The 22,452-nt window shown below is 73.2% G+C and carries 19 protein-coding genes and 1 tRNA gene; 8 read left to right on the top strand and 12 right to left on the bottom strand.

From position 1 onward, the window contains the following. The first annotated feature begins 331 nt into the window (after positions 1 to 331). From PS271_RS09260 to PS271_RS09240, 5 genes are all read left to right on the top strand, one after another. Positions 332 to 925: a histidine phosphatase family protein gene (locus PS271_RS09260; protein ID WP_398381488.1), complete on the top strand. Its 594-nt coding sequence runs from the start codon at positions 332 to 334 to the stop codon at positions 923 to 925. A gap of 159 nt (positions 926 to 1,084) precedes the next feature. Continuing rightward, complete coding sequence (locus tag PS271_RS09255; protein WP_398381487.1) at positions 1,085 to 2,467, top strand: extracellular solute-binding protein; 1,383 nt, start codon at positions 1,085 to 1,087, stop codon at positions 2,465 to 2,467. Positions 2,468 to 2,486: 19 nt separating this feature from the next. Then, positions 2,487 to 3,479, top strand: a complete 993-nt coding sequence (locus PS271_RS09250; protein ID WP_398381486.1) for a carbohydrate ABC transporter permease — start codon at positions 2,487 to 2,489, stop codon at positions 3,477 to 3,479. Positions 3,480 to 3,668: 189 nt separating this feature from the next. Beyond that, complete coding sequence (locus PS271_RS09245; RefSeq protein ID WP_398386769.1) at positions 3,669 to 4,481, top strand: carbohydrate ABC transporter permease; 813 nt, start codon at positions 3,669 to 3,671, stop codon at positions 4,479 to 4,481. Positions 4,482 to 4,571: 90 nt separating this feature from the next. Continuing rightward, positions 4,572 to 5,960, top strand: a complete 1,389-nt coding sequence (locus PS271_RS09240) for a GH1 family beta-glucosidase (protein WP_398381485.1) — start codon at positions 4,572 to 4,574, stop codon at positions 5,958 to 5,960. 22 nt (positions 5,961 to 5,982) lie between these two features. On the opposite strand, the gene PS271_RS09235 is transcribed toward PS271_RS09240, so the two are convergent. Together PS271_RS09235 and PS271_RS09230 are read right to left on the bottom strand one after the other, a co-directional pair. Next, positions 5,983 to 6,852 (bottom strand): spermidine synthase, encoded by an 870-nt coding sequence (locus PS271_RS09235; RefSeq protein WP_398381484.1) that lies wholly within the window; start codon positions 6,850 to 6,852, stop codon positions 5,983 to 5,985. Between the two features lie 31 nt (positions 6,853 to 6,883). Next, positions 6,884 to 7,330: a hypothetical protein gene (locus PS271_RS09230; protein ID WP_398381483.1), complete on the bottom strand. Its 447-nt coding sequence runs from the start codon at positions 7,328 to 7,330 to the stop codon at positions 6,884 to 6,886. A gap of 221 nt (positions 7,331 to 7,551) precedes the next feature. Here PS271_RS09230 and PS271_RS09225 point away from each other — a divergent pair, with 221 nt between their 5' ends. Next, positions 7,552 to 8,880, top strand: coding sequence for an NsdA family TPR-like regulatory protein (locus PS271_RS09225; RefSeq protein WP_398381482.1), 1,329 nt, complete (start codon positions 7,552 to 7,554; stop codon positions 8,878 to 8,880). A gap of 100 nt (positions 8,881 to 8,980) precedes the next feature. Here the strand turns inward: PS271_RS09225 and PS271_RS09220 are convergent. The 4 genes from PS271_RS09220 to PS271_RS09205 all read right to left on the bottom strand — a co-directional run bounded on the left by PS271_RS09220 (position 8,981) and on the right by PS271_RS09205 (position 11,906). Beyond that, positions 8,981 to 9,053, bottom strand: a tRNA-His gene (locus tag PS271_RS09220). Between the two features lie 99 nt (positions 9,054 to 9,152). Continuing rightward, positions 9,153 to 9,761 carry an oligoribonuclease gene (orn, locus tag PS271_RS09215; protein WP_356280020.1) on the bottom strand — a complete coding sequence of 203 codons (609 nt, stop codon included), beginning with the start codon at positions 9,759 to 9,761 and terminating at the stop codon, positions 9,153 to 9,155. Between the two features lie 5 nt (positions 9,762 to 9,766). Next, a complete protein-coding gene (locus PS271_RS09210) occupies positions 9,767 to 11,149 on the bottom strand; it encodes a helix-turn-helix domain-containing protein (protein WP_398381481.1) in 1,383 nt (460 codons plus the stop codon). 424 nt (positions 11,150 to 11,573) lie between these two features. After that, positions 11,574 to 11,906 (bottom strand): hypothetical protein, encoded by a 333-nt coding sequence (locus PS271_RS09205; protein WP_398381480.1) that lies wholly within the window; start codon positions 11,904 to 11,906, stop codon positions 11,574 to 11,576. A gap of 380 nt (positions 11,907 to 12,286) precedes the next feature. Here PS271_RS09205 and PS271_RS09200 point away from each other — a divergent pair, with 380 nt between their 5' ends. After that, positions 12,287 to 12,808 (top strand): universal stress protein, encoded by a 522-nt coding sequence (locus PS271_RS09200; RefSeq protein ID WP_030369762.1) that lies wholly within the window; start codon positions 12,287 to 12,289, stop codon positions 12,806 to 12,808. A 319-nt stretch (positions 12,809 to 13,127) separates the two neighbouring features. On the opposite strand, the gene glmS is transcribed toward PS271_RS09200, so the two are convergent. The 3 genes from glmS to PS271_RS09185 all read right to left on the bottom strand — a co-directional run bounded on the left by glmS (position 13,128) and on the right by PS271_RS09185 (position 16,297). Then, the gene (glmS, locus tag PS271_RS09195) at positions 13,128 to 14,948 is read right to left on the bottom strand and encodes a glutamine--fructose-6-phosphate transaminase (isomerizing) (RefSeq protein WP_398381479.1); all 1,821 of its coding nucleotides are present in this window, start codon (positions 14,946 to 14,948) and stop codon (positions 13,128 to 13,130) included. Between the two features lie 75 nt (positions 14,949 to 15,023). Beyond that, positions 15,024 to 15,299, bottom strand: a complete 276-nt coding sequence (locus PS271_RS09190) for a hypothetical protein (RefSeq protein ID WP_194960160.1) — start codon at positions 15,297 to 15,299, stop codon at positions 15,024 to 15,026. A gap of 86 nt (positions 15,300 to 15,385) precedes the next feature. Next, complete coding sequence (locus tag PS271_RS09185) at positions 15,386 to 16,297, bottom strand: DUF4429 domain-containing protein (protein WP_398381478.1); 912 nt, start codon at positions 16,295 to 16,297, stop codon at positions 15,386 to 15,388. A 151-nt stretch (positions 16,298 to 16,448) separates the two neighbouring features. Between PS271_RS09185 and PS271_RS09180 the strand changes: the two genes are divergently transcribed. Continuing rightward, positions 16,449 to 18,083 (top strand): beta-N-acetylhexosaminidase, encoded by a 1,635-nt coding sequence (locus tag PS271_RS09180; RefSeq protein WP_398386767.1) that lies wholly within the window; start codon positions 16,449 to 16,451, stop codon positions 18,081 to 18,083. A gap of 204 nt (positions 18,084 to 18,287) precedes the next feature. Here the strand turns inward: PS271_RS09180 and PS271_RS09175 are convergent, their stop codons facing one another. The 3 genes from PS271_RS09175 to PS271_RS09165 are packed head-to-tail and all read right to left on the bottom strand — an operon-like array spanning position 18,288 to position 22,444. Beyond that, a complete protein-coding gene (locus tag PS271_RS09175; protein ID WP_356280142.1) occupies positions 18,288 to 19,448 on the bottom strand; it encodes an acyl-CoA dehydrogenase family protein in 1,161 nt (386 codons plus the stop codon). 9 nt (positions 19,449 to 19,457) lie between these two features. Continuing rightward, positions 19,458 to 20,396, bottom strand: coding sequence for a hydroxymethylglutaryl-CoA lyase (locus PS271_RS09170; RefSeq protein ID WP_398381477.1), 939 nt, complete (start codon positions 20,394 to 20,396; stop codon positions 19,458 to 19,460). Further along, positions 20,393 to 22,444, bottom strand: coding sequence for an ATP-binding protein (locus PS271_RS09165; RefSeq protein ID WP_398381476.1), 2,052 nt, complete (start codon positions 22,442 to 22,444; stop codon positions 20,393 to 20,395). Before PS271_RS09165 ends, PS271_RS09170 begins: the two co-directional genes overlap by 4 nt. Between the last annotated feature and the right edge of the window lie 8 nt (positions 22,445 to 22,452).

Raw genomic sequence — 22,452 nt, 5'->3', positions numbered from 1 at the left:
GCGCGCATGCCACCGTACGGTGTACGTCGCATCGATCGCACACCGCCCCGCGACTTCCCGGATGCTCCGAGTTCGTCCGCTGTTCCGCCGTGTGTTATGCCGCTTGTTCTGCCATGTGCTCTGCCGTGCGGACGGGTGCGGTGAGGGAGACGTCCCGGCCCCGGCCCGGGTTGCCTGTGACCGGTGTGAAGAATGCGGCTCTGCGGGTGAGCGATGATGGAGGGCGAGCAGATCGTTTCTGTCGCCGTTCTTTTGAAATCCTTAGTGCGGTGCGGCGCTCTGTGATGAGTTCTGTTGGAAATATCACCGAACACTGATGAAGGGGCGCGTCATGGCACCGCGGATCCTGCTGGCCCGGCACGGACAGACCGCATGGTCGCTGTCCGGCAAGCACACCGGCCGCACGGACATCCCGCTCCTCGACGAGGGCCGGCGCGGCGCCGAGCTCCTGGGCGAGCGCCTGCACCGCGCCCCCTGGAACGGCCTGCCGGACACCGAGATCCGCACCAGCCCCCTGCTGCGCGCCCACGAGACCTGCGAGCTGGCCGGCTTCGGTGACCGGGCCACCCCCTGGGACGCCCTCATGGAGTGGGACTACGGCGCCTACGAGGGCATGACCCCCGCCGAGATCAAGGCGCAGCGCCCCGGCTGGCTGATCTGGCGCGACGGCGTCCCGGAGGGCGAGAAACTCGCCGAGGTCAGCGCCCGCGCCGACGAGGTCGTCGAGTGGGCCCGCTCCGCCGACCGCGACGTGCTGGTCTTCGCGCACGGCCACATCCTGCGCACCATCGCGGCCCGCTGGATGGGCGAGGACATCTTCTTCGGTTCCCGCATCCGCCTCGACCCGACCTCGCTGTCCATCCTCGGCTGGGCCTACGGCGCCCCGGCGCTCGAACGCTGGAACGACACCGGCCACCTCGCCTGACGCCCCCGCCCCGCCCGGGCGCCCCCGCGCGAGCTCCCTCCTACGGGTGAGGAGGGCGCGGCCGGAGCGATGATCGCCTCGTCCGAGGGAATGATCGGATGCCGGGACTGGGCGCGGCGCGGCGTAGCTCCGCGGAGCCGCGCCCCGGAGGAAAGGGCAGTGAGCGATGGCACCTGGCAGCGCGACGGAAACGGGCCCCCGCAGGCACACCGCCCCCGCGCCGTGAGCCGACCCTCGCGCCGCCGCGAGGCGGCCGTCGGGATCGCCGCCACGCTCGCCGCGGTCCTCTTCGCCGCCTGCGCCGAGGACGCCCGCACGGGCGAGGGCGGCGGCAGCGGCGCCGGCGTCCGCAGCACGACCGTCACCGTCGGCACCTTCGGCGTCTTCGGCTACAAACAGGCCGGTCTCTACGCCGAGTACGAACGGCTGCACCCCGAGATCACGATCAAGGAGAGCGTGATCGAGCGGAACGACGCCTACTACCCGCAGCTCCTCACCCACCTCGCCGCCGGCGGCGGCCTCGCCGACATCCAGGCCGTCGAGACGGGCAACATCAATGAGGTCGTCACCACCCAGGCCGACCGCTTCGTCGACCTCTCCCGCGTCAAGGGCATCCACCGGAGCGACTGGCTGCCCTGGAAGTGGGCCCAGGCCACCACGCGCAGCGGCCGCACCATCGGCCTCGGCACGGACATCGGCCCCATCGCCGTCTGCTACCGCAAGGACCTCTTCGCCAAGGCCGGCCTGCCCACCGACCGCGAGAGCGTGGGCCGCCTCTGGGCCGGCGACTGGCAGAAGTACATCGACACCGGCAAGCGGTACATGGCCCGGGCCCCCGCCGGCACCGTCTTCACCGACTCGGCCGCCGGCATCTACAACGCCTCCGTCCACGCCCACGCCGAGCGCTACTACGACCACAGCGGCCGGCCCGTCTACCGCACCAGCCGCGCCGTCAAGGAGTCCTGGGACCTCGCCATGCAGGCCGCCACGGGCGGCCTGACCGCCCGCCTCAAGCAGTTCGAGAAGCCCTGGGACCAGGCCTACGCCAACGGCCGCTTCGCCTCCGTGGCCTGCCCGCCCTGGATGCTCGGCTACATCAAGGAGAAGGCCGGCGCCGAGGGCGCGGACAAGTGGGACGTCGCCGCGGCCCCCCGCCCCGCCAACTGGGGCGGCTCCTTCATCACCGTCCCCAAGGCCGCCCGGCACCGCACCGCGGCCACCGCCCTCGCCGCCTGGCTCACCGCCCCCGAACAGCAGGCCAAGCTGTTCGGCCGGCAGGCCAGCATCCCCTCGACCCCCGCCTCCTACGCCATGCCCCTCGTCCGGGATGCCCGCAACCCCTACTTCTGCGGCGCGCCCACCGGCCGGATCTTCTCCGCCGCGGCCCGCGCCATCCCCACCCTCGTCATCGGCCCGAAGGAGCAGCAGATCGGCACCGCCTTCACCGACATCGGCATCCCCCAGGTCGAGCAGCAGGGCAAGTCCCCCCGGGCCGGCTGGAAGGCGGCGCAGAAGGAGATCGACAACGTGGTGGACACATGACCGGCAATGGGATGGACGCATGACGGCCACGGCCCGCACCCCGGCGGCCGCCGGAACACCCGTGCCCCGCCCGCCCCGTGCCCAGGGCAGCACCGCCCCGGGCCCCTGGCGCAGCCGCCTCTACCGCTGGGACGTGCGCTACAGCCCCTACGCCTTCGTCGCCCCCTTCTTCCTCTTCTTCGGCGCCTTCGGCCTCTTCCCCCTCATCTACACCGGATGGGCCTCGCTGCACCGGGTGGAGCTGGCCTCCCCGGACCACATGGAGTGGGTCGGCCTGCACAACTACGTCCGGCTGCTGGACGACGTGTTCTTCTGGAACGCCCTGCGCAACACCCTCACCATCGGCGTCCTCTCCACCGTCCCCCAGCTGCTGATGGCCCTCTGGCTCGCCCACCTCCTGCACTACCGGCTGCGCGCCGCCACCTTCTGGCGCGTCGCCCTCCTCACCCCGTACGCCACCTCCGTCGCCGCCGCCACCCTCGTCTTCGTCCTCCTCTACGGCCGCGACTACGGCATGGTCAACTGGGCCCTCGGCGCCCTCGGCATCAGCCCCGTCGACTGGCAGAACGGCACCTGGAGCTCCCAGATCGCCGTCTCCTCGATCGTCATCTGGCGGTGGACGGGCTACAACGCCCTGATCTATTTGGCCGCCATGCAGGCCGTGCCCGACGAGCTGTACGAGTCCGCGGCCCTGGACGGCGCCTCCCGCCGGCAGCAGTTCCGCTACGTGACCGTGCCCGCCCTGCGCCCCACGATCCTCTTCACCGTCGTCGTCTCCACCATCGGCGCCACCCAGCTCTTCGGCGAGCCCCTGCTCTTCGGCGGGGCGGGGGGCCAGAAGGGCGGGGCCTCGCACCAGTTCCAGACCCTCGGCCTCTACCTCTACGAACAGGGCTGGTTCAACTTCCACCTCGGGCGCGCCTCCGCCGTCGCCTGGACGATGTTCCTGATCCTGTTGCTGATCGCCGCGGCCAACATGCTGATCGCGCGGCGGCTGAGGAAGAGCCACTGAGGGGCTGCTGCCGTGACGCTCACGACGACCGGACGACCGAAACGCGAAGGCCCCGGCCCCCGGCGGCGGCCCCGGGCCCGCACGGCGGCCCTCCGCAGGCTCCGCCGCCTCGGCCGCCGCCTCCGCCCCCGCCGGCCGGGCAGGCAAGCACTCACCCCCGCCACCGCCCGCACCCGCGCCGGCCGCCAGCTGCACGGCGGCCCCCTCACCTACGCCGTGCTCGCCGTCTTCACCGCCGGCTCGCTCTTCCCCCTCGTCTGGACGGCCGTCACCGCCTCCCGCGACAACATGCGCCTCGCGAAGACCCCGCCGCCCTTCTGGTTCGGCACCCGGCTCGCCGAGAACACCGCCACCGCCTGGACCGAGGCCAACATGGGCCTCGCCCTCCTCAACACCCTGCTCGTCGCCGGCACCGTCGCCCTCGGCACGGTGCTCTTCTGCACCGTCGCCGGATTCGCCTTCGCCAAGCTGAAGTTCCGCTTCAGCGGCGCGCTGCTGCTCCTGACGATCGGCACCATGATGGTGCCGCCGCAGCTCAGCGTCGTCCCCCTCTTCATGGTCATCGCCGAACTCAAGTGGACCGATCAGCTCCAGTCGGTGGTCCTGCCCACCCTCGTCAGCGCCTTCGGCGTCTTCTTCATGCGCCAGTACTTGCTGGAGGCGCTCCCGGGCGAGCTCGTCGAGGCCGCCCGCGTCGACGGCGCCAGCAGCCTCCGCATCATCTGGCACGTCGTCTTCCCCGTCGCCCGGCCCGCGATGGCCGTGCTCGCCATGCTCTCCTTCGTCCAGGCCTGGAACGACTTCTTCTGGCCGATCATCGCCCTCACCCAGGAGAACCCGACCGTGCAGGTGGCCCTCACGGGCCTCGGCCGCGGCTACGTCCCCGACCAGGCCGTGATCATGGCCGGGGCGCTGCTGGGGACCCTGCCGCTGCTGCTCGCCTTCACCCTCTTCGGCAAACAGATCGTCGGCGGCATCATGCGGGGCGCCGTCAAGGGCTGACCGCCCCCCTGACCACCCCACTGGCCTCCGCCCACCCCGCTCCCCCTTCTCCCGTTCCTCCCGGGCCGTCTACCTACTTACGGAGACCCGATGACCGTGAACTTCCCGCCCGGCTTCCTCTGGGGCACCGCCACCGCCGCCTACCAGATCGAGGGCGCACCCCACGCCGACGGCCGCACCCCCTCCATCTGGGACACCTTCTCCCACACCCCCGGCAGGACCCTCGGCGGCGACACCGGCGACACGGCCACCGACCACTACAACCGCCGCCGCGACGACGTCCGCCTGATGGCCGACCTCGGCCTCGGTGCGTACCGCTTCTCCGTCTCCTGGCCGCGCGTCCAGCCCTCGGGCCGCGGCCACCCCAACCAGCCGGGCCTGGACTTCTACCGCGCCCTCGTCGACGACCTCCTCGAACACGGCATCCGTCCCGTCCTGACCCTCTACCACTGGGACCTGCCGCAGGAGCTGGAGACGGCGGGCGGCTGGCCCGAGCGCGGCACCGCCCACCGCTTCGCCGACTACGCCCACCTCGTCGCCGAGGCCCTCGGCGACCGCGTCGACATGTGGACCACCCTCAACGAGCCCTGGTGCAGCGCCTTCCTCGGCTACGGCTCCGGCGTGCACGCCCCCGGCCGGGCCGACGAGCTGGCCGCCCTGCGCGCCGCCCACCACCTCAACCTCGCCCACGGCCTGGGCGCCCAGGCCCTGCGCGCGGCCCTGCCCTCCCACGGGCAGGTGTCGGTCACCCTCAACCCCGGCGTCGTCCGGGCCTTCACCGACGCCCCCCAGGACATCGACGCTCAGCGGCGCATCGACGCCCTGGCCACCCGTATCTTCACGGGGCCCATGCTGCACGGCTCGTACCCGGAGGATCTCTTCGCCGACACGGCGGGCATCACGGACTGGGCGTTCGTGCACGACGGCGACCCGGGCGTCATCAAGCACCCCCTCGACTCGCTGGGCATCAACTACTACACACCCACAGTGGTATCAGCCGCCACTGACAACGGCCTGCCCGGCGAGGCCCCGGAACCCTCGCCCTGGCCGGGCGCCGCCGGCGTCGCCTTCCACCGCCCGCCCGGCAAGCGGACCGCCATGGACTGGTCCGTCGACCCCACCGGCCTGTACGACCTGCTGGTCCGCTTCGCGGAGGAGGTCCCCGGCCTGCCCCTGGTGGTCACCGAGAACGGCGCCGCGTACGACGACAAGCCCGACGGCGACGGCACGGTGCACGACCCCGAGCGCATCGCCTACCTGCACGCCCACCTCGACGCCGTCCGGCGGGCCATCGCCGACGGCGCCGACGTCCGCGGCTACTTCCTCTGGTCGCTGCTCGACAACTTCGAATGGGCCCACGGCTACAGCAAGCGCTTCGGCGCGGTCCACGTCGACTACGCCACCCAGACCCGCACCCTCAAGACCAGCGCCCGCTGGTACTCCCAGGTCGCCCGGACGGGTCAGCTGCCGCTGTATTAGCGGCTGTCCCGCCGGTCCGGGGTCACTCGAAGACCGACGGCGGCGGCTCCGGCGACGGCCGGGCGCTCGCGTCCGTGACCGGAGCCGCGCCGCCCGTGAAGTCCGCCAGCGCCCGCCCGTGTTCGACCCGCCCCTGGTGCGGGTCGGACGCGGCCCGGCGGGTCAGCTCGGCGACCGGCAGGGCGTGGTCGGAGGCGAGCAGCACGGCGTTGCCGAAGCGGCGCCCGCGCAGCACCGCCGGGTCGGCGGTCAGGCAGAGCTCGGGGAAGACCGTGCCTACCGTCGCGATCTGGGACTTCACGTAGGCCAGCGGCGGGCCGTCCGCGAGGTTCGCGGCGTAGAAGCCGCCCGGCCGCAGCGCCCGCCGCACCTCGGCGGCGAACTCGGCGCTGGTCAGGTGCGCCGGCGTGCGGGCGCCGCTGAAGACGTCGGCGATGATCAGATCGGCCCAGCCGTCGGGCACCTTGGCCAGCCCCTCGCGGGCGTCGCAGCCCCGCACCCGGATCCGCCAGCCGCTGTCCAGCGGCAGCTCCCGCCGTACGAACTGCACGAGCGGCGCGTCGATCTCCACGATCTGCTGGGTCGAGCGGGGGCGCGTCGCCGCGACGTACCGGGCGAGGGTGAAGGCGCCGCCGCCCAGGTGGAGCGCCTGGATCGGCTTGCCGGGCGGCGCGGCGAGGTCGGCGATGTGGCCGAGACGGCGCTGGTAGGCGAAGTCCAGGTACGCGGGGTCGTCGAGATCCACGTGGGACTGGGGCGCGCCGTCGATCAGGAGGGTGAACCCCCGGGGCCGGTCACGGTCGGGCACGAGTTCGGCGAGCCCGCCGCCGACCTGCTCCGCGACCGCTTCGGCGGCGCGGCCGCGCCCTTGCTTCTTCTTGACCTTGCCCACCCGGCAAGTATCGCCCAGGGGGGAGGGGCGGCTAGCGGCAGCGGTCGACCGCCGCGATCGTCCGGGCGGCCTCGCCGAGGGCGGCGCGCAGGACCGCCGGGTCCGTGGCGGAGGAGAAGGCGGCCTCCGGGGCGACGAGCCAGCCGGCGCCGGTGAGCAGCACCCCCTCGGGGACCGCGCGGAGCCCCCGGCCGTGGGTCTGGGTGCAGGCGCTACCCGGCACGTCCCAGGCGTCGGCGGTGCCGGGGGGCACCAGGAAGCCGAGGGTGTCGCACTCGTCGTCGTGGAGGACGGGGCCGACGCCGTCGCGCAGCCGGAGGATGTCGACCGCCTCCAGGCCCTGCCGGGCGGGGACGGTGACCAGGTCGCACGCGCCGGCGTCGGGGCCGAGGCCCGCCGCCCGGGGCGCGCAGGGAGAAGGGCTGCGGTCCTGACGCGGCTGGTGCAGGGCCGTCGTCCGCGAGCTGCTGCTGTCCACTCCGGCCTCCACCAAGGGAAACCCCTCCTCCGCCGTGCCACTACGCTCCGCATCGAGCGCGCTCAACGTGCTCAACGCGCGAAGGGCGTCAACGGCAACGGGTACATGCCGTCACAAAGGATGGCACTTCATGGCGGATCGCGGGTGGGATATCCCGTTTGTAGCGAAACGAGGGGCCGAACGGGGGGAACGGGTCACCGATTGCCGGTACGGTCGCGCCCATGGTGTCGCCCCACGCGCCGAACGAGGCGTTCCGGCAGCTGCGGGGCGCCCGTTCGGCGGCCGAGTTCGCGGCGGCCGTACGGCGGGCGGCCCGCGAGATCGGCGAGCAGGTCTCGTGCGACGCGCGCTACATCGGCCGCGTCGAGTCCGGGGAGATCCGCTGCCCCAACTACGCCTACGAGCGGGTGTTCCGGCACATGTTCCCCGGCTGCGAACCGGAGGACATGGGCTTCGTCCCGCGCGAGGTGGTCCGCGGGCGGGGGACCCGTAGCAAGGAGGGCCGGGGGAGCGCACCCTCCGACCGCTCCGACCAGCCCAAGGAGAGCGACGTGTTGCGGCGCGCGTTCATGACCGGCAGTACGGCGGCCGCGGTGGCCGCGGCCTCACTGGGGGCCGCCGCCCCGGCCGCCGCCCTGGTGCGCGCCCCGCGCCGCGCCGGCGAGGCCGAGGCGTCCGCCGTCGAGCAGGCCGTCCGCCGCATCCGGCTGCTGGACGACCGGCACGGCGCCGACGGCCTCTACCGCCGCGCCACGCGGCCGCTCCGGCTCGCCTACGAGCTCCTCGACGCCGGCACCCGCCGCCAGTCCGTCGCCGACCGGCTCCAGGCGGGTGCGGGCGAACTCTCGCTGTCCGTGGGCTGGCTGGCCCACGACTCGGGCCGCTTCGCCGACGCCCGCTCGCACTACGCCGAGGCGCTCGCCACGGCCCGGGTCGCCGGGGACGCGGCCCTGGAGGCCCACGCGTTCTGCAACACCGCGTTCCTCGCGCGCGATGCGGGCCGCCCGCGGGAGGCGGTGCGCGCGGCGCAGGCCGCCCAGGGCGCGGCCAGGGGCCTGTCCTCCGCGCGGCTGATGTCCCTGCTGGCCCTGCGGGAGGCCGGCGGCTGGGCCGGGCTCGGCGACCGGGCCGCCTGTGAAGCCGCCCTGCTGCGGGCGCGGACGCTCTTCGGCCGCGGCCCGGGCGACGCGGACCCCGAGTGGATGAGCTTCTTCGGCGAGGCCGAACTGGAGGGGCTGGAGGCGCAGTGCCGGTCGGCGCTCGGCGACTGGCGGCGGGCGGCCGTGCACGCGCGCCGCGCCGTCGACCTCCAGGACGCCCACTTCGCCCGCAACATCGCCCTCTTCACCGCGCAGCTCGCGGGCGACCTGGCCCGGGCCGGCGCGCCGGACGCGGCGGCCGCCGCCGGGGAGCGCGCGCTGGACCTGCTGGCCGAGGTCCGCTCGGCGCGGATCCGGGCGATGCTCGCCACCACGGCCCGGCTGCTCGGCGGCCGGTACGGCGGGGAGCCGTCGGTCGCGACCTTCCTGGAGCGACACGCCGCGGACTGACACCGGACGGCGTACGCGCGGCCCGCGCCCGGGGGAACGGGAAGGGCCGCACCACGACAAGGGCCCCGGTCCGCTTCCGCGAACCGGGGCCCTCTGTCAGGGTGAGTAACGGGACTTGAACCCGCGACATCCTGGACCACAACCAGGTGCTCTGCCAGCTGAGCTATACCCACCATGTTTGTCCGGCGTGTTTCCCACCGGCCGAGAAGAAGTCTACAGGGTCTTCGGGGGTGCTCGCTCCCGGCTTTCGGCCGAGCCGGGAGCGAGCTGTGTCACACCGCCTTGGCGGGCAGGACGTGCTTGGCCGCGATGGCCTTCGCCGTGTCGGAGTCCGGGCCGGGCTGCGGCACGAAGATCGCCTCGCGGTAGTAGCGGAGCTCGGCGATCGACTCGCGGATGTCGGCGAGAGCGCGGTGGTTGCCGCTCTTCTTGGGGCTGGAGAAGTAGGCCCGCGGATACCAGCGGCGGGCCAGCTCCTTCACCGACGACACGTCGACGATCCGGTAGTGCAGGTGGGACTCCAGGGCCGGCATGTCCCGCGCGAGGAAACCGCGGTCCGTGCCGACCGAGTTCCCGCACAGCGGGGCCTTGCCCGGCTCCGCGACGTGCTCGCGGACGTAGGCGAGGACCTGCTGCTCGGCGTCCTCCAGGGTGGTGCCCGCCTCCAGCTCCGCGAGCAGCCCGGAAGCCGTGTGCATCTGGCGCACCACCTCGGGCATGGTGACGAGGGCCTCGGCGGGCGGGCGGACGACGATGTCCACGCCGTCGCCGAGGATGTTCAGCTCCGAGTCGGTCACCAGGGCAGCCACCTCGATGAGCGCGTCGTCCGACAGCGAGAGCCCGGTCATCTCGCAGTCGATCCACACCATGCGATCGTTCATGCTCCTCACCCTACGGGGCGCTCCCGCTGGCCGGGCAGGCGTGGGGTGTAGAGGTCCGACTCCGGCTTGCCCGGCTCCGTCGCATTCACCCCGTATCCACCGGTATGCCCGCCCGGTACGCCCGGAATGCCCGGATGGGCGCCGTGCGGACCATGGCCCGGGTGCCCGCCGTGCGCCGGCGGCGGCCCGCCGAGGACCCCGCCCCCGCCGGAGGCGGCGTGGGCCGGAGCCATGGCGGCTCGCCGGAGGGCCATCACCGACGGCTCCCCGGTCCGCTGCTCGCCGATCTCCGGCCGGTCGAACCGGTCCGGACGCTCCCGCTCCGTACGCCCCTCGCGCTCGGCCCGCTCGGGGCGGTCGGCCGAGCCGCTATGGGGCCTGCGCGCGCGGTACGCCGCCCGGTAGGCGGCGGGGGAGGACCCCAGCTGCCGGCGGAAGTGCCCGCGCAGCGCCACCGGGGAGCGGAACCCGCAGCGGCCGGCGACCTCGTCCACCGAATAGTCGGAGGTCTCCAGCAGCCGCTGTGCCTGGAGCACCCGCTGGGTGATCAGCCACTGCAAAGGCGCGCTCCCGGTGAGCGAGCGGAACCGCCGGTCGAAGGTCCGGCGGGACATGTACGCGCGGGCGGCGAGCGTCTCCACGTCGAACTGCTCGTGGAGGTGCTCCAGCGCCCAGGCGACGACCTCGGCGAGCGGGTCGGCGCCGATCTCCTCCGGTAAAGACCTGTCGAGGTAGCGCTCCTGCCCGCCGCTGCGGCGCGGCGGGACGACGAGCCGGCGGGCCAGCGCCCCGGCCGCGTCGGCTCCGTGGTCGGTGCGGACGATGTGCAGGCACAGGTCGATGCCTGCCGCGGTGCCCGCGGAGGTCAGTACGTCACCGTCGTCGACGAAGAGCTCCCGCGGGTCCACGTGGACCGACGGATAGCGCTTGGCGAGCGTGGGCGCGTACATCCAGTGGGTGGTGGCGGGCCTGCCGTCGAGCAGTCCCGCCGCGGCCAGTACGAAGGCCCCGGTGCACAGCCCGACGATGCGGGCGCCCTCCTCATGGGCGCGGCGCAGTGCGTCGAGTGCGGCGGTGGGCGGCGGCTGGGTGATCGACCGCCAGGCCGGTACGACGACGGTGCCGGCCCGGGAGAGCGCCTCCAGGCCGTACGGTGCGGTCAATTCCAGGCCGCCGGTTGTTCGCAATGGCACATCTTCGCCCGCGCACACCAGCAAGCGGTAGCGGGGGACTCCGGCGTCCTGTCGGTCGATGCCGAACACGGAGAGCGGAATGGAGCTTTCGAAGATGGGGCCGCCGCTGAAAAGCAGCACTGCGACGATCTCCCGGCGGCGGCGTCCGGAGAGCTTGCGCGTGGTCTCCGGTACGGTCGTGGAGTCCTGGCTCATGGCGCTAAGCCCCCCTCGGCGGTCGAGTCCTCTCGGTCCTGCACGTTTCCCCTCGGTCCTGAACGGTTCCCCCGCCGGTCATGGCCAAGATCGAATCTACTGCGTCGAATGCAGACGCAGTGACCAGTTCACCACTCGGCTCTAAGTCGACATGGCAACTTGGCGCGAAGCGTTCGATCACGAAGCGTTGCACTTGCAGGCCTCGGTGAAAAGTACGCCTCTCGCCCATGCCCAATCCCCGTAGGGTGCAACCGCCCTCCACGGTCCTTTCCTTGCTGGTCGACCGGCTGTTAGGGGGGTCTCAAGCCAAGGTATGGGGTTCGGACTGAAGTTGGCTGAAAAGTGGTGGGTGCGGGTGTGCGAAAGTGTCAAACAGCCCTCGGCCGTCCCTCACGGAGACGCCGGCGCACGGCCTCCGCAGGGGTCAGTCGACCGGCGCTGAGCCACCGGTGTGACGCCCCCCGCGATGCGTCCCCGAGCCCGTCCGGCCGTGCCGTCCGCGGTGCGGGACCGTCTGTTCCGCGAGCGCCCTGGCCGCACTGCGCTCCGCCTGCCGCAGCAGGGCGCGGCAGGCACACGTGACGGCGACGAGCCCGGCCGCCGTGCCCGCGGCGCCGCCGAAGGACTGGCCGCAGATCAACAGGGTCACGGGGACGAGCACGCAGCTGAAGGCGGCCCAGCGGACCACGTCGCTCACCGGATCGGGGGAGTCCTGCGGCGGTGCGCCGTCGCGGGCGTGGTCACGGGTTCCGGGCACGGAGCGCTCCCTGGGGGCGGCGGGCTGGCGGTGGTACAACGCCCGGCCGGGGCCCTCGGTCACTGCGCCGAGCGCATCGGGAGTACGCCCGGAGCGCGGCCGGGGCATTGCGCTACGCGCCGCCCTCGTGCATGCTCCGGGGAACGCCCGCCCGCCTCCAGGCCCACCGGCGGTCCGGGCGGGCACCGCGTGCCACGCCCGTGCGACCCCTGGCTCCGAGCCGCCGGTCGGACTCTGGGCAGGCGGCGAGTGTCGCCGTACCCTGGTGGGTAAGTGATTGAAAAGATGAATCCCGGACGGATTTTGCCTCCAAGATCCGACCCCGGGGGAGCAAGCGCCGACTCTCCCTCCGCCCGAGGACACCCTTCGCCGAGATACCGATGGCCGGTCACGAATTCTCCGAACCTGCGGACCGCAAGCGGGTCGCCGATCACGCGGCGCACCCCGAAGCGGCGGAAGAAACACGCCATTCCTGCGATCCGGCGTTCCAGCACGGCGTCGTGGTGGGCTTCGACGGCTCCACGTCCAGCGAGCGAGCGCTTGCGTATGCAATCGGGATGGCCCGGCGCTCCGGCTCCGGGCTGATCATCGTCCATGTGGCCAACAGGCTGCCGACCACCGTCTGGGCGGGCTGCGAGCCGCCCGTCTTCGTGGACGTCCCCGACCACCGCACCGAGGTCCTGGGCCTGGAGCTGGCCTGTGCGGACTATCTGTCGGAGGTGCCGTGGATCCTCGTCGAGCGCGGCGGCGACATCTGCCACGAACTGGAGGAGGTCGGCCGGGAGTACGCGGCCGACGCGATCGTCGTCGGCTCGACGCACGGCCTGGTCGGCCGGATCTTCGGCTCGGTGGCGGGCCGGCTGGCCCGGCGGGCCCAGCGCCCCGTCGTCGTTATTCCGTAGCCGACTTCCTCACCCTGCGAGGGTGATGGCTCCTGCCCCGGACTTGACGGCCCGTGAATCTACCCGCGCGTAGGGGGTGGATCGCGCCGCGCGGGCGGGTAGGAACCGCCCGATGGCGTGCTGCCGTACGGGAGGTGACGGTTCCCGGAAGCGGCGGCATCCCCGCCTGCGCGAGGGCGAGCGCCGGCGCAGGGGAAAACGGCCTTCCCGCGCGCGTGGTGGCACGTGCGGGAAGGCCGTTGCTCTCGGACCTGTCGCGGACAGGTGCGGACAGGTACGAGAGGGCTGCGGGGGCCCGCCGCGGCGGGCCCTGCGGGGACTACTCGACGGTGACGGACTTCGCCAGGTTGCGCGGCTTGTCGATGTCGCGGCCCATGGCCTTGGCCGTGTAGTAGGCGAAGAGCTGGAGCGGGATGCCCATGAGGATCGGGTCCAGCTCGTCCTCGTTCTTCGGCACCACGATCGTGTGGTCGGCCTTCTCCTGCTCCTGGTGCGCGACGGCGAGGATGCGGCCGCTGCGGGCCTTGATCTCCTCCAGGGCCGCGCGGTTCTTCTCCAGCAGCTCGTCGTCCGGGACGATCGCGACCGTCGGCATGGCCGGCTCGATCAGGGCCAGCGGGCCGTGCTTGAGCTCGGAGGCGGGGTAGGCCTCGGCGTGGATGTACGAGACCTCCTTGAGCTTCAGCGAGGCCTCGCGGGCCACCGGGTAGCCCCGGACGCGGCCGATGAACATCATCGACTTGGCGTCGGCGTACTCGCCGGCCAGCTTCTCGATCTGCTCCTCGTTCGCCAGGATCTCCTCGATCTGGCCGGGCAGCTTGCGCAGGCCCTCGATGATCCGCTTGCCGTCCGCGACGGACAGGTCGCGGGTGCGGCCGAGGTGCAGGGCCAGCAGGCCGAAGGAGACCACCATGTTGGTGAAGCACTTGGTGGAGACGACGCAGACCTCGGGGCCGGCGTGCACGTAGATGCCGCCGTCGGTCTCGCGGGCGATCGCGGAGCCGACCACGTTGACCAGGCCCAGGACGCGGGCGCCCTTGCGCTTGAGCTCCTGGACGGCGGCGAGCACGTCGTAGGTCTCACCGGACTGCGACACCGCGATGTAGAGGGTGTCGGGGTCCACGACCGGGTTGCGGTAGCGGAACTCGGAGGCCGGCTCGGCGTCCGCGGGGATGCGGGCGAGCTCCTCGATCATCTGGGCGCCGATCTGGCCGGCGTGGTACGAGGTGCCGCAGCCGAGGATCTTGACCCGGCGCACGGCGCGGGCGTCGCGGGCGTCCAGGTTCAGGCCGCCCAGGTGCACGGTGGAGAAGCGGTCGTCGATGCGGCCGCGCAGGGCGCGGTCCACGGCGTCGGCCTGCTCGTGGATCTCCTTGTGCATGTACGTGTCGTGGCCGCCCATGTCGTACGACTCGGCCTCCCACTCGACGGTGGTCGGCTGGGCCGAGGTGGAGGAGCCCTCGGTGGTGTACGTGCGGTAGTCGTCGGCGCGCAGGGTGGCCATCTCGCCGTCGTCGAGGGTGACGACCTGGCGGGTGTGGGAGACCAGGGCGGCGACGTCGGAGGAGACGAACATCTCCTTCTCGCCTATGCCCAGCACCACGGGGGAGCCGTTGCGGGCGACGACGATGCGGTCCGGGAAGTCCGCGTGCAGCACGGCGATGCCGTACGTGCCCTCGATGTGCTTGACCGCCTCGCGGACCTTCTCCTCCAGCGTGCCGGCCTCGGAGCGGGCGATCAGGTGCGCCAGGACCTCGGTGTCGGTGTCGGAGACGAAGGTGAAGCCCTCGGCCGTCAGCTTCGTGCGCAGGTCGGAGGCGTTGTCGATGATGCCGTTGTGGACGACGGCGACCTTCTCGTCGGCGTCCAGGTGCGGGTGGGCGTTGACGTCGTTCGGCGCGCCGTGGGTGGCCCAGCGGGTGTGGGCGATGCCCGTGGTGCCGTTGAAGCGCTTGGGAAGGCGGGACTCCAGCTCGCGGACGCGGCCCTTGGCCTTGGCGGACTTCAGGCCACCGGTCTTGCCGCCGGCGTGCAGCGCGATGCCCGCGGAGTCGTAGCCGCGGTACTCCAGGCGCTGGAGCCCCTCGAGCAGCAGCGGCGCGACGTCGCGCTTACCGATGTATCCGACGATTCCACACATGTGGTGACCCTCCCAGAGAAATGATCAGTGGTGCCCGGCGGCCCGGGCGGCGGTGGCGGCGCCGCTCCTGCCGGCTCAGCCGTAGACGATGCGGCGCAGCTGCCGCAGCGAGAGCTCCGGCGGCGCCACCGCACGGTGCGGCAGCTCCGCCGAGATCCGCTCGAAGATCTCCGTGTTGCGCAGTCCGCCGGACTGCAGCTCGCGGTGGCGGCGGCGGACGAAGCTCTCGGTCGTCTCGTCGAAGTACGCCAGGACGTCCAGGACCACCCGGGCGGCCTCGCCGCGCTGAAGCGGCGTGCTGCGCACCAGGTGGTCCACCAGGTCGTCATGATTCATACGGCGTTCGAGCACCCGTCGATACTGAGGGGTATCGCAGACATTCGCAAGAATCCTGCCCGAAATCGGGCAGGGGTGGGTGGATCGAGGGTGCGAAACCGCTAGAAACGCTTCAATACGGCCTGTTTCGCCGCGGTGAACTCCTCCTCGGTCAGGATCCCGGCGCGGTGCAGCTCACCGAGCTCCCGCAGCCGCCGCAGCAGGGCGTCGTGATCGGAATCGCCGGAAGGGGCGCCGTGAGCGGGCCCGGCTAGGGCCGCGGGGGCGTCCGGGGCCTTGGCGAGCGAGGGGGCCCCGCCGCGCGACCCGGCCGCGGACGGGTGCGGCAGCCGGGCCACGACGGCGGCGCCCACCATCGCCATCAGCGGGTCCTTCTTGAAGCCGAAGAGCTCGATCGCGTGCGGATCGTGCTTGGGCGGGGCCTTGGTCGGCTCCCGCAGGACCACGAAGCGGAGGTAGCCGTTCTCCAGGCCCATGGAGGGCATCCACTCCACCGAGCGCACGTCCGCCAGGGCGAGGGACTGCGTACCGGCGGACTTCTTGCCCTCCTCGGTCTTCCAGTTCCACTCCAGGCGGATCCACTCGCCGTCGAAGGTGACCGTGCCGTCGCCCGCGCCCACCGAAACCGGCAGCGTCGGGCCGGGCAGGAGGTAGCGGTCCGAGGGGCCGTCCGGCACCTGGTCCAGGAGGAGGGCGTTGCGCACCTCGTCCACGAAGTACTCGGCGACGCCCGCGCGGTCGGGCTCCACCGTCAGCTGATACGGATCGGCGGCGTCCGGCAGCCGGCCGCGCGCGACCTGGAGCAGGGGGTCGGCCCCGTCGCGCAGCCGCAGCCGCAGGCGCCCGCTCTTGCGGCCCGGCTCGTGGGCGATCCCCGCCACGGCGGACAGCGGAACGGTCAGTTCACCGAGGGTCTGGCGCATCAGGTGCACGCCGCGCTCGCGGCCCGGGACGATCCGTATCGTTTCGCCGTCGAAGGTCCACGTACCGTCCTTCTGGAGGATCTCAGCCATGGGTGGATTCTCTCAGGCACGTACGCTCGGGTGGGCGAGGACCTTGACGCGGGCCGGGGCCGGCGATACCCAAGTGGTCGTTCGTACGCGTGAATTCCCGTGAGCGGCACGCCGAAGGGACTTCCTCTTGAGACGCACGAGCCTCGGACCCGTGGGCTTCGGGCCCGCGAGACGCCTCGCCACCACCGGCATCGCCCTGCTGCTCCTCGCGGCCGCCGCAACGGCCGCCCCGGCCCGGGCCGCGGAGCCCGGCGGCCCCGCCCCGCTCGGCCGGGTCGTGCCCGCCCCCGCGTCCGTGCGGCCCGGCGGGGACCCGTACGAGATCACGGCCCGCACCGTCGTGCGGGTGCCGCCCGGCAAGCCGGAGGCCGCGCGGATCGGCGGCTACCTGGCGGGGCTGCTGCGCCCCTCGACGGGCTACCGGCTGCCGGTCCTGCCCGGCGGGACGGACGGGCCCGGCATCCGGCTGGTGCTCGACGAGGGCGACGACGGGGGCGGCGGGGAGGGGGCCGGGAGCGGCGAGGGCTACCGGCTGTCCGTCACCTCCCGCTCCGTGACGATCTCCGCGCGGGAGGGCGCCGGGCTCTTCCACGGCGTCCAGACCCTCCGGCAGCTGCTGCCCGCCCGCGCCGAGAGCGCCGCCCGGCAGCGCGGGCCCTGGACCGTGGCGGGCGGGGTCGTCACCGACGCGCCCCGCTACGGCTACCGCGGCGCGATGCTCGACGTCGCGCGGCACTTCTTCACCGTCGAGCAGGTGAAGCGGTACGTCGATCAGCTCGCCCTCTACAAGTACAACGCCCTCCACCTGCACCTCTCCGACGACCAGGGGTGGCGCATCGCCGTCGGCGCGTGGCCCCGGCTGGCCGAGCACGGCGGCAGCACGCAGGTGGGCGGCGGCCCGGGCGGCTTCTACAGCAAGGACGACTACCGCGAGATCGTCCGCCACGCGGCGCGCCGCTACGTCACCGTGGTGCCGGAGATCGACATGCCCGGGCACACCAACGCGGCCCTCGCCTCGTACGCCCGGCTGAACTGCGACGGCGTCGCACGTCCCCTGTATACGGGGACGGAGGTGGGCTTCAGCTCGCTGTGCGTGGCGAAGCAGGACACGTACGACTTCGCCGAGGACGTCATCGGCGAGCTCGCGGCGCTCACCCCGGGGCCGTACCTGCACATCGGCGGCGACGAGGCGCACTCGACCAGCCCGGCGGACTACGCGGCCTTCATGGACCGGGTGCAGCCCGTCGTCGCCCGGCACGGCAAGACCGTCATCGGCTGGCACCAGCTGGCGGGGGCCCGCCCGGCGCCCGGCGCGCTCTTGCAGTACTGGGGCTACGGCGGTACCGGCGCTGCCGAGCGCGCCCAGGTCGCCGCCGCGGCGCGGGCGGGCGCGGGGCTGATCCTCTCGCCCGCGGACCGGGCGTACCTCGACATGAAGTACACCAAGGACACGCCGCTGGGCCTGAGCTGGGCGGGCCTGGTCGAGGTGCGGAAGTCCTACGACTGGGACCCCGGCGGCTATCTGACGGGCGCGCCCGCGGCGGCGGTGGCGGGCGTCGAAGCGCCGCTGTGGACGGAGACGATCACGACGAGCGCGCAGCTGGAGTACATGGCGTTCCCGCGGCTGGTGGGACTCGCCGAACTCGGATGGTCCCCACCGGCCACGCACGACTGGGCGTCCTACCGGGCGCGCCTGGCCGCGCAGGCCCCGCGCTGGGACGAGCTCGGCATCACGTACTACCGCTCGCCACAGGTCCCGTGGCCGGGGCGCGACGGCTCGTCGTAGGGCTCGGGCCGGACCGGGCAGAGGCCCGGTGAAGGGGGCGGCCACGCCCCCTTCTTCCGCCGCAGCGGCGATCAGCCACCACGGCGGATTCCGGCGGTGCCGAGCCTGCCTGCCGGTGATCCGGCACCGCCGGTCTCCGCCGCGGGGGCTGAGCGCCGTCGCGGCGGAACGAAGGTGCGTACGGGGCGCCGACCGCCCGGGACGCTAGCCCGCGAAGCCCAGTTCGCGGGCGATCAGCATCCGCTGGACCTCGCTCGTGCCCTCGCCGATCTCCAGGATCTTGGAGTCGCGCCACATCCGGGCCACCGGGTACTCGTTCATGAAGCCGTAGCCGCCGTGGATCTGCGTGGCCTCGCGGGCGTTGGTCACCGCGATCTCCGACGAGTACAGCTTGGCCAGGGCGGCCTCCTTCTTGAACGGCTCGCCGTGCACCAGCCGTGAGGCGGCATCGCGCCAGGCGAGCCGCGCGGTGTGCGCCCGCATCTCCATGTCGGCCAGCTTGAACTGGATGGCCTGGTTGGTGCCGATCGGCCGGCCGAACGCCTGCCGCTCCTTGGCGTACTTCACCGACTCGTCCAGGCAGCCCTGCGCCAGGCCCGTGGCCAGCGCGGAGATCGCGATCCGGCCCTCGTCCAGTATCCGCAGGAACTGGGCGTAGCCGCGCCCCTCCTCGCCGAGCAGGTTGGCCTTCGGGACGCGGACGTCGGAGAAGGACAGCTCGCGGGTGTCGGAGGCGTTCCAGCCGACCTTGGAGTAGGGGGCGGCGACGGTGAAGCCGGGCGTGCCCGAGGGGACGATGATGGAGGAGATCAGCGGCTTGCCCTCGGGCGTGCGGCCGGTGACCGCGGTGACCGTGACCAGGCCGGTGATGTCCGTGCCGGAGTTGGTGATGAAGCACTTGGTGCCGTTGATGACCCATTCGCCGGTGGCCTCGTCCAGCCGGGCCGTGGTGCGCGTGCCGCCCGCGTCCGAGCCGCACTCGGGCTCGGTCAGGCCGAAGGCGCCCAGGACCTCGCCGGAGCACATCTTCGGCAGCCAGGCGCGCTTCTGCTCCTCCGTGCCGAAGCGGAAGACCGGCATCGCGCCGAGCGAGACACCGGCCTCCAGGGTGATGGCGACCGAGGAGTCGACCCGGGCGAGCTCCTCCAGGGCCAGGCCGAGGGCCAGGTAGTCGCCGCCCATGCCGCCGTACTCCTCGGGGAACGGCAGCCCGAACAGCCCCATGCGGCCCATCTCCCGCACGATCTCGTACGGGAACTCGTGGCGCTCGTAGAAGTCGCCGATCTTGGGGGCGACCACGTCGTGTGCGAACTCCTCCACGGTGCGGCGGAGTTCCTCGTGCTCAGGGGTGAGGCGGTGGTCCAGCGACATGGCTCAGGACTCCTGTGGGGAGAGGGCACGGACGGTACGGGAGGGGCTGGGCCGCCCCAGGTGCTCGGCCATCCACACGCTCGTGGCGGTGAGCAGGCCGAGGTCGACCCCGGTGTCGATACCGAGGCCGTCGAGCATCCAGACGAGGTCTTCGGTGGCGAGATTGCCCGTGGCGCTCTTCGCGTACGGGCAGCCGCCGAGGCCGCCGGCGGAGGCGTCGACCGTGGTGACGCCGTGCCGCAGGGCGGCCAGGGTGTTGGCCAGGGCCTGGCCGTAGGTGTCGTGGAAGTGGACGGCGAGCCGGCCGGTCTCCACGCCCGCCTCGTTCAGGGCGGTCAGCAGGGCGGTGACGTGGCCGGGCGTGGCCACGCCGATCGTGTCGCCGAGGCTCAGCTCGCCGCAGCCGAGGTCCAGCAGGCGACGGGCGACCCGGACGACCTGCTCCAGGGGGACGGCGCCCTCCCAGGGGTCGCCGAAGCACATGGACAGATAGCCGCGGACCGTGAGGCCCGCCTCGCGCGCCTCGGCCACGACCGGGGCGAACATCTCCAGCGACTCGTCGACCGTCCGGTTGAGGTTGGCCTTGGCGAAGGACTCCGTGGCGCTGCCGAAGACGGCGACCTCGCGGGCGCCGAGGGCGCGGGCGCGCTCCAGGCCGCGGGCGTTGGGCACGAGGACGGGCAGCCGGGCGGCCACGCCGTCCAGCAGGGGCAGCAGCCGCTCGGCGTCCGCGAGCTGCGGCACCCACTTGGGGTGCACGAAGCTCGTGGCCTCGACCGTGCCGAGGCCGGCCGCGGCGAGGCGGCGGATGAACTCCGCCTTCACCTCGACCGGGACGACCGCCTTCTCGTTCTGCAGGCCGTCGCGGGGACCCACTTCGTGGATCCGGACGCGGGGCGGGAGGCCGGGCTCGGGCACGGCCATGGGCAGTCCGCTGATCATGATTCCTCCGCGGGGCCGGCGGCGGGGGTGACGACGGCCAGGACCTGGTCCATGGCCACGGTGGCGCCGGGCGTCACGTCCAGCTCGGCGACGGTGCCGTCGTGCGGGGCGGAGATGACGTGCTCCATCTTCATGGCCTCCACCACGAGGAGGCTCTGCCCGGCGCTGACGACGTCGCCCACGGCCGCCTTGACGACGGTGACGGTGCCGGGCATGGGGGCGGTGAGGGTGTCGGCCCCGCCGGTCCCGGCCCCGCCGGCCGCGCCCTCGACGGGGTCGTGGCCGCGCAGGTGCCAGGCGTCGCCGTCCCGGCCCAGCCAGGTGCCCTCCGGGCCCGGGGCCCGGTGCAGCGTGTGGGTGAGCCCGTCCAGCTCGAGGACGACGGGGGCCGCCGGCCCCGCGGAGGGCAGCAGCTTCGCGCTGCGGGGCGCCGGGGGCGCCGTCGCGGCTTCGCCCACCAGGACCTGTGCGTCGGAGACGCCACCGCGGACGCGGACCGTCACCGGCTCCTCGCCCGGCGCCCGGAAGTGGTGCGCCGTCCAGGCCGGCTCGCCGCCCAGGCGCCAGCCGTGCGGCACCGAGAAGGGGTCCACCCAGCCGGCGCGCGGCGGCTCCAGGGCCGCCTGGCCCAGCAGGGCGCCGGCCGCGTACACCTCGTCCGGGACGGACGTCCGCACGAGCCCGGCCGCGTCCCGGTCCACCAGGCCGGTGTCCAGCCGGCCCGCCACCACGTCCGGATGCGCCAGCAGCCGCCGCAGGAAGCCCGCGTTGGTGTCGACGCCGAGGACGACCGTGCCGGCGAGGGCGGCGCGCAGGCGGCGCAGGGCCGTGGCGCGGTCCGGGCCGTGGGCGATGACCTTGGCGAGCATGGGGTCGTAGGACGTGCCGACGTCCGTGCCCTCCGCCAGGCCGGAGTCGACGCGGACGCCTTCGCCCGCCGGCTCGCGCAGCAGCCGCACGGTGCCCGCGGAGGGCAGGAAGTCGACGCGGGCGCCGTCACCGCTCACGCGCGCGGTCTCGGCGCAGATGCGGGCCTCGACCGCGTGACCGGTGAGGGTCACGTCCTCCTGACGCACGGTCAGCTCCTCGCCGGCGGCGACGCGGACCTGCCACTCGACGAGGTCCAGGCCGGTGATCAGCTCGGTGACGGGGTGCTCGACCTGGAGGCGGGTGTTCATCTCCATGAAGTAGTACGAGGAGGGGTCGTCGCCCGGCACGATGAACTCGACCGTGCCCGCGCCCGTGTAGCCGCAGGAGCGGGCGGCCTGGACGGCCGCCTCGCCCATGGCGGCGCGCGTGGCCTCGTCGAGGAACGGCGAGGGCGCCTCCTCGATGATCTTCTGGTGGCGGCGCTGGAGGGAGCACTCGCGCTCGCCCAGGTGGATCACGTGGCCGTGGCCGTCGGCCAGGACCTGGATCTCGATGTGGCGGGGCCGGTCGACCCAGCGCTCGACGAGCAGGGTGTCGTCACCGAAGGAGCCGCGGGCCTCGCGCCGGGCGGCGGCGATCTCCTCGCCGAGCAGCGAAGCGTCGCGCACCAGGCGCATGCCCTTGCCGCCGCCGCCCGCGGAGGGCTTGAGCAGGACGGGCATGCCGATGCCGAGGGCGGCGGCCGCGAGCTCCGCGTCGGTCAGGCCGCTGCCGGAGGATCCGGGCACCACGGGCACGCCCGCGGCCTGCACGGTCTCCTTGGCGCGGATCTTGTCGCCCATCAGCTCGATGGCGCCGGCGGGCGGCCCGATGAAGGCGAGGCCGGCGTCGGCGCAGGCCCGGGCGAAGGCGGCGTTCTCGGCGAGGAAGCCGTAGCCGGGGTGGACGGCCTGGGCGCCGGTGCGGGCGGCGGCCTCCAGGAGGCGCGGTATCGACAAATAGCTCTCCGCGGCGGCGGCCGGGCCGATCCGCACGGCGGTGTCGGCCTCGCGGACGTGCCGGGCCTCCGTATCGGCGTCGCTGAACACGGCGACCGAGCGGATGCCGAGCGCGCGCAGCGTACGGATGACCCGTACGGCGATCTCGCCGCGGTTGGCGACAAGGACAGTCTCGAACATGCTCCGCC

The sequence above is a fragment of the Streptomyces sp. SCA2-17 genome, assembly GCF_044336695.1.
The sequence above is the reverse complement of the archived record's forward strand: the minus strand, read 5'-3'. Positions and strand labels throughout refer to the sequence as shown.

What these genes read in the sequence shown, in the direction of transcription:
- PS271_RS09260 (WP_398381488.1), top strand. Translation starts at nt 332, where the DNA reads ATGGCACCGCGGATCCTGCTGGCCCGGCACGGACAGACCGCATGGTCG.
- PS271_RS09250 (WP_398381486.1), top strand. Translation starts at nt 2,487, where the DNA reads ATGACGGCCACGGCCCGCACCCCGGCGGCCGCCGGAACACCCGTGCCC.
- PS271_RS09240 (WP_398381485.1), top strand. Translation starts at nt 4,572, where the DNA reads ATGACCGTGAACTTCCCGCCCGGCTTCCTCTGGGGCACCGCCACCGCC.
- PS271_RS09225 (WP_398381482.1), top strand. Translation starts at nt 7,552, where the DNA reads ATGGTGTCGCCCCACGCGCCGAACGAGGCGTTCCGGCAGCTGCGGGGC.
- orn (WP_356280020.1), bottom strand. Translation starts at nt 9,761, where the DNA reads ATGAACGATCGCATGGTGTGGATCGACTGCGAGATGACCGGGCTCTCG.
- PS271_RS09210 (WP_398381481.1), bottom strand. Translation starts at nt 11,149, where the DNA reads ATGAGCCAGGACTCCACGACCGTACCGGAGACCACGCGCAAGCTCTCC.
- PS271_RS09200 (WP_030369762.1), top strand. Translation starts at nt 12,287, where the DNA reads ATGGCCGGTCACGAATTCTCCGAACCTGCGGACCGCAAGCGGGTCGCC.
- glmS (WP_398381479.1), bottom strand. Translation starts at nt 14,948, where the DNA reads ATGTGTGGAATCGTCGGATACATCGGTAAGCGCGACGTCGCGCCGCTG.
- PS271_RS09185 (WP_398381478.1), bottom strand. Translation starts at nt 16,297, where the DNA reads ATGGCTGAGATCCTCCAGAAGGACGGTACGTGGACCTTCGACGGCGAA.
- PS271_RS09170 (WP_398381477.1), bottom strand. Translation starts at nt 20,396, where the DNA reads ATGATCAGCGGACTGCCCATGGCCGTGCCCGAGCCCGGCCTCCCGCCC.
- PS271_RS09165 (WP_398381476.1), bottom strand. Translation starts at nt 22,444, where the DNA reads ATGTTCGAGACTGTCCTTGTCGCCAACCGCGGCGAGATCGCCGTACGG.